The organism is Streptomyces sp. T39, assembly GCF_008042045.1.
GTDB lineage: Bacteria > Actinomycetota > Actinomycetes > Streptomycetales > Streptomycetaceae > Streptomyces.
In genome coordinates, this window is record NZ_RDBP01000069.1 from 1 (window position 1) to 11,178 (window position 11,178).

At 69.1% G+C, this 11,178-nt stretch carries 11 protein-coding genes; 10 read left to right on the top strand and 1 reads right to left on the bottom strand.

The genetic code is table 11. The features are described from left to right. The first annotated feature begins 177 nt into the window (after positions 1 to 177). Positions 178 to 498 (top strand): hypothetical protein, encoded by a 321-nt coding sequence (locus tag EAO77_RS35100; RefSeq protein WP_147992376.1) that lies wholly within the window; start codon positions 178 to 180, stop codon positions 496 to 498. A 54-nt stretch (positions 499 to 552) separates the two neighbouring features. Here EAO77_RS35100 and EAO77_RS35105 read toward each other — a convergent pair whose 3' ends face one another. Further along, entirely contained in the window at positions 553 to 1,242 is a 690-nt protein-coding gene (locus EAO77_RS35105) for a hypothetical protein (protein ID WP_147992377.1), read from the bottom strand. Positions 1,243 to 1,357: 115 nt separating this feature from the next. Here EAO77_RS35105 and EAO77_RS35110 point away from each other — a divergent pair, with 115 nt between their 5' ends. The 9 genes from EAO77_RS35110 to EAO77_RS35155 form a co-directional block, all read left to right on the top strand. Continuing rightward, entirely contained in the window at positions 1,358 to 1,879 is a 522-nt protein-coding gene (locus EAO77_RS35110) for a hypothetical protein (RefSeq protein WP_147992378.1), read from the top strand. Continuing rightward, positions 1,863 to 4,373, top strand: coding sequence for a terminase large subunit domain-containing protein (locus EAO77_RS39080; RefSeq protein ID WP_187283549.1), 2,511 nt, complete (start codon positions 1,863 to 1,865; stop codon positions 4,371 to 4,373). Before EAO77_RS35110 ends, EAO77_RS39080 begins: the two co-directional genes overlap by 17 nt. Before the next feature lie 682 nt (positions 4,374 to 5,055). Then, positions 5,056 to 6,918, top strand: a complete 1,863-nt coding sequence (locus EAO77_RS35125; RefSeq protein WP_147992379.1) for a hypothetical protein — start codon at positions 5,056 to 5,058, stop codon at positions 6,916 to 6,918. Positions 6,919 to 6,983: 65 nt separating this feature from the next. After that, positions 6,984 to 7,736, top strand: a complete 753-nt coding sequence (locus tag EAO77_RS35130) for a hypothetical protein (protein WP_147992380.1) — start codon at positions 6,984 to 6,986, stop codon at positions 7,734 to 7,736. Positions 7,737 to 7,846: 110 nt separating this feature from the next. Further along, on the top strand, positions 7,847 to 8,581 hold the full coding sequence (locus EAO77_RS35135; RefSeq protein WP_147992381.1) for a hypothetical protein: 735 nt from the start codon (positions 7,847 to 7,849) through the stop codon (positions 8,579 to 8,581). 13 nt (positions 8,582 to 8,594) lie between these two features. Beyond that, complete coding sequence (locus EAO77_RS35140; protein WP_147992382.1) at positions 8,595 to 9,659, top strand: major capsid protein; 1,065 nt, start codon at positions 8,595 to 8,597, stop codon at positions 9,657 to 9,659. 3 nt (positions 9,660 to 9,662) lie between these two features. After that, a complete protein-coding gene (locus EAO77_RS35145) occupies positions 9,663 to 10,004 on the top strand; it encodes a hypothetical protein (RefSeq protein WP_147992383.1) in 342 nt (113 codons plus the stop codon). 136 nt (positions 10,005 to 10,140) lie between these two features. Continuing rightward, positions 10,141 to 10,476: a hypothetical protein gene (locus tag EAO77_RS35150; protein WP_147992384.1), complete on the top strand. Its 336-nt coding sequence runs from the start codon at positions 10,141 to 10,143 to the stop codon at positions 10,474 to 10,476. Further along, a partial coding sequence (locus tag EAO77_RS35155) for a hypothetical protein (RefSeq protein WP_147992385.1) occupies positions 10,473 to 11,178 on the top strand: 706 nt, incomplete at its 3' end. The genes EAO77_RS35150 and EAO77_RS35155, both read left to right, overlap by 4 nt.

Consider the following 11,178-nt stretch of genomic DNA (forward strand, 5'->3'; position numbering starts at 1 on the left):
CCCCACACCCCACCCGAACACAGCCCCCTCCAACGCGCACTCACCGCCAGGGGAACGCACCTCAGACAAACCCCCGAACATGCCCCACCCTGAAAGAGCACAGCCTGGGCGGGGAGCCCGGACGTCCCCGCGCCCATCTCCCCGCCCAGGCCGTAACCCCTTCCCGCTGGAGGCACCATGACTGACGCCGACACCACCCCGCTCGCGCGAACAGCGGCTCTCGTCCACGACGCCCAGCGAACCTTCGACTCCATCGCCCTCGGACCACAGTGGGCCAAGAAACCATGGAACCAGCAGTCCGAGAACGACAAGGCGAGCACGATCCGGGTCGTCGAACGGGCAGCAGGCATGACGTTCGAAGAGTTCTACGACTTCTACACGCTGGCACCCCGACTGGGTGGGCAGCCTGTCCCGCCGTCCACGGACACCAGCAGCCCAGAAGTCCGCTACGCGCGCATGCTGCACGCCATCGCCACAGCGATGCTTCCCACCCAGTAACCCCGTGGGGCCCCGTCACCGGAGGAGGGTGACGGGGCCTTCCTGCGCTGACCGCTAACCGACCTTCTCCCACACCCCACAGCCACGCGCAGTGAACTGCCCATCCGACGCCCGGATCGTCACCGTGATCTCCTGCGCCGACGTCGCAAAGTTGTTGTCCAAAATCTCGCCCGACCTGGACGTCCGCTCCCAGTAGCAATCCTCCAGATCACCCGACACCCGCCACCGGCCCGGCGTGATCGCCACCTCGCCCGACACCGGATCCGGCTCACCCGGCTCCGCAGCCACCACATACGTGCCATCCGCGTACACCGGATCCGGACGCCACGACCCACCCGCAACCTCCACGATCTCCTTCGCCCACCGCGGGCACAGATCCTTCGCCCCCGCCTTCAAAATCTCCCGCGGCGACGGCGCCGGATCCTCCTCCTCGGCCAGCCACTGCTGCGGATCCTGCCCCTCCGACTCCACCCGCGTCATCCCCCGACAGATCCGGCCCACATAACCCGACGGCCACGTCCCCGCATCGTCGACGAACCAGCCCTTCTCATCCGCCAGCCTGTCCAGCCGGCCCGCAGCCGTATCCGGGAACGACGGCGACGGATCCGGCGTAAACGCCTCCTCCACCGGCGACGCCGCGGCAGCCGACTCCGACGGCTTCGCATCCACCCCATCCCCGCCACCACACCCCGCAGCCGCCAGCACCACGACCGCGACAGCCCCCACCACACGCACACGTCTCATGCCGGGCAGCATCCCCTCCAACCCCGCCCAGGGGGAACCAAACGCCGAAATCAGGGGATCATCTGTGACAAGGCGCGGGGCCTGACAACTGACCGAGAGCGGGAGCCCCACCGCCATGCCCATCTCCAAAGCACGACAAGCAGAGATCGCCGACCGCCGCGCCCAACTCGTCAAGCTGCGCCTGTCCGGCGTCCGCTTCGACGACCCCCGCATCCTCGCCCTCGGCTACACCAGCCGGCAGGCCGCCTCCAAGGACATGATCCGCGCCCTTGAGGAGCACCGCGAAGAAGAAGCCGCCGCCGTGTCCGCCTACCGGCAGCAGGAGAACGAACGCCTCGACGAGCTCCTCGCCGCCGTCTGGGAGAAAGCCACCAAGCCCAGCCCCATCTTCGACAAGGACCGCAACATCGTTGCCGAAGAGATCGACGTCCGTGCCGTCGACACCGTGCTGCGGCTCATGGACCGGCGCGCCAAGCTCAACGGCCTCGACTCGCCCGTCCGCACCGAGATCAGCGGCCCCGACGGAGGCGCCGTCCCCCTCGGCAACGGCTCCCTCGACCAGCTCAACACCCTCATCACCCTCAACGGCGAACCCATCCCCCCAATGAAGGACGAGCCGGGTGACAGCGACGGCTGACCTGCTCGAGGCCACACTCCTCGAGGAGTACCGGTCCCTGCCCGCAGCCACCCGGCAGCGCATCGTCGCCCAGGCCAGCCCCGAAGTCCGCCTCCGGCTCGCCTGGGTCGAACGACAGATGGCCATGGACAAGTCACCCGGTGCACTGGCCGCCGTCCTCACCGAAGGACGAGAGAAGCAAGCCCCCCACCTCGACCTCATCGACGACGTGTTCCGCCGCATTGCCGCAGGCGAACGCATGCAGGTCATGCTCACCATGCCCCCACGCCACGGGAAGGCGCTCGCGCTCGACACACCCATCCCGACGCCGGACGGCTGGTCGACGATGGGCGAACTGGAGGTCGGAGACCAGATCTTTGACGAGCTGGGGAAGCCCTGCACCGTGACGTGGACGTCTCCTACCTGGTACGACCGGCCCTGCTTCGACGTTGTCACAGATAGCGGCGGGCACATCGTGGCCGACTACGCCCATGAGTGGAAGGCGAACCTGGACCGACGACACTCAGATCGGCTCTACAACACATGCGACCTTGCGCGCCCGCGCTCCAAGCAGGCCATGATCTGGACTGCGAACGCCCTAGAACTCCCAGATCAGGATCTCCTCGTCCCGCCTTACCTCCTCGGTGCGTGGCTCGGAGACGGGCGTTCTCTGGACGGCGGCATCACCGCCGACCCGGAGGATGCCAAGCATCTGCGGTCCGTCATCCACGAACTGGGCTACGAGACAGTCCAGTGGGCCAACCCGACCGTCTTCGGCGTAGTTGGGCTGCGCAGCCAGCTCCGACAACTGGGCGTTCTCGGCAACAAGCATGTGCCCGCCCCCTACCTGCGGGGGTCCATCTCGCAGCGCAGGGAGCTACTCCAGGGTCTCGTAGACACCGACGGTTACGTGGCCAACGACGGGCAGGTCGAGTTCTGCAGCATCAAGCAAGAGCTTGCTGAAGCCGTGCAGGAGCTGGTGTACAGCCTGGGCGGGAAGGCCTCCCTCAACGTCGGTGATGCCACCCTCAATGGGCGCTTCATCAGCAAGAAGTACCGCGTCATGTTCTACATGGAAGGAGCCGCCCGACTACCCCGCAAGGCCATCAAGTGCCGCAGCGGCATACGCGCCAACCGGCACTACGTCATGGCCATGCGGCGCAGCGCTACGGCCACACGGTGCATCGAGGTCGACTCGCCGTCCCATCTCTTCCTGGCCGGCCGGGCCATGATTCCGACCCACAACAGCCAGCGAGCATCCCGCTGGGGACCCCTTTGGTACCTGCGACGCAACCCCACCGGCCGCGTCATGATCGCCTCCTACGGTGCCGACCTCGCAGACGACCACGGCCGCTGGGTCCGCGACCAGCTCCGCGAACACGGCGACACCCTCGGTATCCGCCTCGACCCAGGAAGCCACGCCGCCAACCGGTTCGATCTGGAAGCCCCCCGCGGCTCCAGCGTCCGAGGCGGCATGGTCACCGCCGGTGTCGGAGGATCGCTCACCGGCAAAGGATTTTCACTCGGCATCATCGACGACCCCTTCAAAGGCTCCGACGACGCCAACAGTCCAGCACAGCGCCAACGCGTCTGGGACTGGTACCGGTCCGTCTTCTACACCCGCCGCGCCCCCGGCGCCTCCATCATCCTGATCAACACCAGATGGCACGAGCTCGACCTGTCCGGCCAGATCCTCGCCAACGAACCCGAGAACTGGACCCTCATCGACCTGCCCGCCCTCGCCCTCTCGGACACCGACCCCCTCGGCCGTACCCCCGGCAAGGCGCTCTGGCCCGCCCAGTACGACGAAGAAGAACTCGCCCGAACCCACAAGGCCGTCGGCGAACGCGTCTGGTGGGCCCTCTACCAGCAGCAGCCCCGCCCCCTCGAAGGCGGGGTCTGGCAATGGGCGTGGATCACTACCACACGCCTGTCACCCGTCGCATTCCGGGGCGTCGACCTGGCTCGTATCGTCGTCGCCCTCGACCCCGCCGGCGGAGACAGCACCAGCCACGACGAGAGCGGCATCGTTGCCGCAGGACGCTCCACCGACGGCCACTACTACCTCCTCGCAGACAAGACCGGCCGGCACTCGGCCGAAGCCCGCGGCCGCGAGACCTGCCTCCTCGCCCTCGACCTCAACGCCGACGCCATCGTCGTAGAGACCAACTACGGCGGCGACATGGCACGCCAGAACGTCATCCAGGCCTGGGCAGAACTCGAACGGCAGGGCAAGACCGGCGGCCAGCCGATGCCGCGGATCGTCGACGTGAACGCGAAGAAGGGCAAGCGGCTGCGCGCCGAGCCGATCGCCCAGCTGTACGAGACGGGGCAGGTCCATCACGTTGGCGAGTTCCACGAACTGGAGACGCAGATGGTCACCTGGATCCCAGGGATGGACTCTCCGGACCGGATGGACGCTGCCGTTCACGCTCTGACGGAACTTGCGGATCCCGCTTCAGGGCCCGTACGGACCGGTAACTACAGTGACAACCGGCTCCGAGGACGCAGATGACGAACCCGGAAGATTGCGAAACGGCCCAGACGGCGATCTGACGGCCTACCAGCAGTCTGCTGGACGTTGGACGGGTCCAGATCGCGATTATTCACGGTTCGTGATCCGCGCAGATTTATAAATCCCAGAAAACCCGGGTACTGTAGAGCCTTAGTGAACGAGCTTGTACACGCACAAGGTCGTGCACTGAGGAAGCCAGGAAGAGACAGACAAGCAGAAGACCGCCCCCCTGGCAGGGAGGCGGCCTCTGCTCACGGGCACCGGACTGGAGCCCTTAGCAGCACTTCGTCATCGCCTGAGTCAGCAGCTCAAGGCATGCGATCACGAAGAGCCAGAGGTTCCAGTCCGGCTGTTCGTTCCCCATGCGCTTACCTCCCTTCGGGTGCAACTGCACCCGAGGTGCCGATCACCCCGGGTACAGCTGTCGTCCCAGGGGGGTCGCAGGTAAGCGTTGATGAACGCCGTGGAGAACCACTCTACGTGGCCGGACAGGGCGTTCTGCCCCTCTCGTCTTCCTAAAACGTGATCAACCCGCATTTCTCGGACGGGTTTTCGTTTCTACCTTCCAGTAACCACCCAATAGGACTACAAGAACCACCGCGACGGGCCAGGGGGGAACACCCGGCCCGCAGGCCCGTACCCTGATCACAGGCGCGGGGCCTGGTAGCGGAGGGGTGCCCGCGTGGGTCTCAAGTCGATGGTCATCGACGCCTGGTCGTGGCTCAACTACAAGCCGATCTACTCGGACCCGGCCCTCGGCATGCCCAACCGGCGCGCGTTCCCCGAGGCCCACGCCTCCTGGGTCCCCGCCGCTGACGAGCGCCGTCTCGCCGCGTACAAGGTCCTCGCCGCCTACGACAACAACCAGGCCGGCGAGCTCGCACAGATCCGTGACGGCGACACCGCCCGTGAACGCCGCGAGTTCGGCGACCCCAGCATGTTCGTCGACACCCTTGTAGCTCACGTCCTCGGCCGGGAGCAGCACATCGTTGTCCCCGGCGCCGAGCAGACCCCCGGCGCCGGCCAGGCGGACGCGGCCGCCGCCCGGGTACAGGAACTCCTGCGGACCTGGGCGGAGAACGAGCTGCTGGGGATGCGGATGCTGCAGGCCGAACGCAAGGCCGTCGGCCTTGGTGACGCCGTCTACCTCCTGTACTGGGACGGAGCCAAGCGTCGCGTCCGCCTCAAGACCTACGATCCCGGCTTCTTCTTCCCCGTTTTGCCCGAGGACGGCGACGGCTCCGACTTCCCCGAACGCGTCCACTTCGCGTGGGAGCTCCCCGAGGACAAGAAGCGCGGCCTCAAGCCGCGGCTGCGGCGCATCACCTACGAGCTCGGCTGGATCGGCCCCCGTACCGCGTCCGGTGTCGACCGCACGGGCCGGCCCGTCCGCGCCCCGGTCATGTCCGATCCGACCGACGACGCCCCCGCCACGCCCGTCATCGGCCTCGGCGACACCGTTGACCCCGCGACCGGCGGCATTTCCCGCCAGTACCCGTGGAACGACGAACCCGCCTGGCGGACCTGCTACCTCACCGACGCCACCTGGGAACTCGGCGACCTCAAGGGTCCCGTCGACGTCGACACCCTCCCCCTCGACCGGGCCCGCTACGCCACCAGCCCCGACGGCGAAGTCCTCGACCGGCTCGACCTGTACCTGGACTTCATCCCGGTGATCCACCAGCCGAACACGGTGCCCCCGGCGGAGGAGCACTGGGGGCAGTCATCTTTGGCGAAGGCACTGCAGGTGTTCGACGAGCTGGCCAGTGCCGACACTGACTCTTCCCGCGCGTCCGCTACCACCGGCCTGCCGATGATCGGCATCTCCGGCGTGTCCGACCCGCGCGCCCAGTACGACGTCGCCCCCGGCGCCGTGTGGATGCTCGGCGCGGACGGCAAGCTCACGTCCATCGACACCAGCCCCGCACTGCGCGAACTCCGCGACCACCGGCACGACCTCGCCGACCGGGCCGCCAACGTCGTCCGCCTCCCCGCCGTCAGCCTCGGCACCATGGACCCCTCCAAGGTCCCCTCCGGATACGCCCTCGAACTGTCCCTCGGACCGCTCGACTCCCTCATCGACGGCATGCGCCTCGCCCGCGATCACAAGGACATGCTCCTGCTCCGCATGGTCCAACGCATCCACCACGCCGGACAGCACCCCGACTGGATCGGCCTGCCCGTCCAACCCGCCCGCCTCATCCGCGGCCCCTACACGCCCACCGACAAGGCCGCAGTCCTCGAGCAGGTCACGGCCGGCGTCGGGAAGGTGTTCTCCCTGGAGACCGCGGTGCGGATGCTCACCGAGGCCGGGTTCCCCATCGACGACGCCCAGTCCGAGATCGAGCAGATCGAGTCCCGCCAGTTTGAGCAGGCCCGGTTCCTCGCCGACGCCCTCGGAAACCCGGAAGAAGTTGCACGCTTCCTCGGCCGGCAGGCACCCGACACCGCTCAAGCCCCGCAGCCAATCCTGCCGACCGAAGACGACAACCCCGACGGTGAGGACGACGAAGACCTCGCAAGGGGAAGCGGGGGCAACACGTGACCGAATCCGTGCTTACCTTGATCTCAGGCGCGGGGCCTGACCACTCCTTGGGAGGAAGTGCACCCATGCGTCGCCCCGCGCAGCAGCACCGCCCCGGCATCCCGGCCGCCTACGCCTGGACCCACCCGTACACCGGCGTCCAGAGCATGGCCGTCTTCTACAACGACGGCGGCGACCCGCCGGCCGGAGGAGACCCCGCGGCCGAACCCCCCAAGCCCGGACCCCCTCCCAGCCGCGTCTTCACCCAAGACGAAGTCGCCTCCCTCGCCGCGAAGGAGAAGGCCCAGGGCGAGCGCGCCGGCGCACGCAAGGCCCTCGAAGACCTCGCCGCCAAGCTCGGCTTCAGCAAGATAGAGGACGCCGAAGCCTTCATCGAGGCCGGACGCAAGGCCCAGGAAGCAGCCCTGTCCGAGGACGAGAAGCGCCGCGCCGAGCTCGACCGGCGCGAACAGGAACTCGCCGCGAAGGAAGCCGCAGCCGTCACCCGCGAACGCGCCGCGATCCGCCGCTCCATCCTCGTCGGCCTGGGCGCCACCGGAGACGACCTCGACGACGCTGCCGCACTCCTTCGCGTCGACGACGACGCCGACGAGCAGGCCGTCCAGGACGCCGCCGAGAAGCTGAAGACCCGCCGCCCCGAACTGTTCGGCACCACCACCGCCCCGGCGCCCGCACCGCAGACCCTGCCGCCGGCCCCGTCCGGAGCACCCGCCGGAGGCGGGCTGCCCCGCACCCCCGCCGCAGGCAAGGACGCCATCCGCGCAGCCGCCCGCGAACGCGCCGAACGCATGGGCCTGCGCAACCCCGAAGCTGCCTGACCCGCACCACCGCACAACCCGCACGACTTGGGACCACGCCCGACCCCCGTGGACGGCACCACCACCTGGCGCCCGAACACACCCGCGAACATCGCGAAAGGGGCTACGGCGTGGACATCCAGCCGTACACCAGCACCGAGACGCTCGCCGTAGGCCGCCCGTGGCTCATGAGCATGCTCGGCATCGAAGCCAACGAGACCGTCACCCTCGACCTCACCGCCTTCGACGAGACCCTCCACTGGACCGAGGCGTCGAAGTACCAGCCGGAGCGGAAGCTGAAGTCCGGCATCCCGCTCGGCAAGAACACCACGACCGGCCTGTTCGAGCCGTACGCCGCGGTCACCAACGAAGTCCAGACGCTGACCGTGACCGGCGGCCCGACGGGCGGCACTTTCACCATCACGTGGTCCGGCCAGACCACCGGCGCCATCGCGTACAACGCCACCGCGGCGCAGGTGCAGACCGCGCTCGAGGCCCTGTCCAACATCGCCCCCGGCGACGTGGCGGTGACGGGCGCTGCGGGCGGACCGTGGACCCTCACCTGGGGCGGCACCCAGCTCGGCGAGAACGTTGCCGCACCCACCACGACCGAGGCGTTCACCGGCGGCACCAGCCCCGACATCACCATCGCCACCACCACCGCAGGCGGCACCGCGGCCACCGCCGACGGAACCGACGTGTTCGCCGGCTTCCTCTTCACCGAGGTCGCCTTCAGCCCGGGCTCCACCAAGTGCGCCGCGCCGCTCATGGTCCACGGCCAGATCGACGCCTCCCAGCTCCCGGTCGCGTTCGACCCCACGGACGTCCCGGCCGGCTCCAACACCAACTTCGTCTACGGCATCTGAGTAGGAGCCCAACATGGCCAACGACATGCTGGAGCTCCTGCTCCGCGACATCAGCCCGACGGAGATCCAGGCCTTCGCCCGCGAGATCCAGACCCCCGCGGACTACCTGCTCACCCAGTCCGTCATCCCCGAGCGCACCATCAACTCGGTCAAGTGGGAGCACCGCGGCACCCGCCGCCGGGTCGCCGCCGCTTCCTACCGGGCGTGGGACGCGCAGACCAAGGTCGCAACGCGTGAGATCACGCAGTTCGCTACCTCCGGCAAGCTCCTGCCCCTCGGGCAGAAGTACATCGTCGGCGAGTTCGAGACCATCCTCGAGAACCTCGACCGCGGCATGGACTCCCGCGACCTCGTCGACGCCGTCTACGACGACGTCGCCGCCCACGTCCTGTCCATCAAGCACCGACTCGAGCTGGCCGCCGGCGACCTCCTCGCCGACGGCAAGTTCTCCCTCGTCGGCGAGAACAACCTCGAACTCGAAGCGAACTACAACGTGCCCTCGGCCAACATGCCGACCGCGCCGACCGCGTGGACGGACCCAACCGCGGACATGCTCGGCGACGAGATGCGCTGGATGGAGGTCCTGCGCGCCAGCGGCGCCCCGACCCCGGCCCGCGCCCTCACCTCGTACAAGACGATGGCCCTCGCGATGGGCAACGACTCGTACCGCGCCGCCTACTACGGCAGCGTCAACAGCGCGTCGACCATCCCGACCGCGGTCCTCGCCCCGAACGAGGTCAACGTCGTCCGCGCCCGCTACAACCTCCCGCCGATCGTCACGTACGACGTGAAGATCCCCCTCTCCAACGGGACCGACGTCCGCGCGCTGCCGGAGAACATGTTCTTCCTCCTGCCGCCCAACCCCACCCAGTGGGCCGAGACACAGTACGGTCTCACCGCCGATGGCCTCATCCTCTCCCAGGGCGGCAACCCGGCCATCCTGCGCGAGGAAGCACCCGGCATCGTCGTCACCCGCGGCTACCAGGACGACCCGCCGCAGGTCTGGACGAAGGGATCCGCCGCCGCGCTGCCGGTCATGTACGTGCCGGACATCCACATCGCCGCGACGGTGTGGTGACCCATGGCCGCCCAGCTGAAGGGGACCGTCTACGTGACGGACCCGGATACCCGCCAGACCGTGACCCTGGCGGCCGGCAGTTCACCGGAGCCGCGTCTCGCGGCCCTGGTGACGAACCCGGCCGCCTGGGTCGACGGGAAGCTCCCGCGCCTGGCGAAGATGAAGGCGGAGAACGAGCCGGGGGACGGCAGCAGCCCTTCCGGCGACGGCCCGGACGGCGCCTCTGGCGACGACTCGGATCCTTCCGGCGCCGCTGACCCGCAGGCCGGCACGGACGGCGACAAGCCGACCGCGCGCAAGACCACGGCCCGTAAGACCGCCGCCCGCAAGCCCGCGGACGGCTAACAACCCGGCTCCGGGGCCGGCAGACCGCCACACGAGGGCACCGGCGGTCACGGCGGTGCGCAGAACCCCCTGGTGGGGGCGCCAAGGGCAGCTGCGCACCGCCACCCCCCTTCCCAGCCCACACGGCAGGAGACCCATGGACGCCGCAACCCGCGCCTGGCTCATCGCACAGCTCGGCACCGCGACCGACCTCAACGACCTCGACACCCGATACACCCGCCTCGGCAACAGTCGCGCCGTCGCGCTCGAGGTCCTCCGCGAACGCCTTGCCGCGCTCCTCGCCCAGCCGTCCAGCATCAGCGTCTCCGGCGTCGTCTCCATCAACAACAGCGAGGTCATCAAGGCACTCGAGCGGCAGATCGCCGCCCTCGAAGCAGGGGAACCCCCGGCACCGGACGACCCTGCCCTGCCCGGCCCGGACCCGGCGACGTCGCTCGGCATGATCCGCCTCGTCGAGCGGCCACGTCGATGAGCACCCCCGTCCGCCGACGCTCCCTACGCGCCCGGCTCGTCGGCTACATCACCGCAGGCGTTGACCGGCTCACCGCGGCCTGGCGGATCCTGACCCGCGCCCAGAAGGCGCTGCTTGCAGCGCTGGCCCGGCTTCGGCCCGGGCGCGGCACCACCACGACCATCCGCACCGCGACGGCCGCATTCATCCAGGCTCTTGCCGCGTTCGAACGCGCAGCCGCCGCGGCCGCCGAACAGTGGGCCGCCCGCGACCTGCCCCTCGCCTACCGCGACGGCGCCGTGTCGACTTTTGACCACCTCGACCTGCCGCGCTCCCTGTGGTCCTGGACCCCCAGCCACCAGGCCGCCATCACCGGGATCTCCGCCCAGTACTACGCCGACCTCATGGCCCGAGCCCAGGAAGCCGTCCGCCGCGCCCGCGCGTTCCTCCGCGCCGCGACTGACGCCGCCCGCGCCCGCCTCTTCCGCACGGTCCCGGTCCTTGACCCGGCCCGGCTCGAGGCCGAGCACCCCCTTGGCACCGTCATCTACGCCAACGACACCCGACACCCGGTCGAATCGTGGGCGCGCGCCGCCCTCGCCTGGCAGGCCGTCAACACCGCCAACACCGGAGCCGCCCGCACCGCACTCGACGACCTCGGCATCGCCTGGATGGAAGTCCAGGACGGAGCCGGCTGCGGATGGACCAGCCACGGAGACCCCG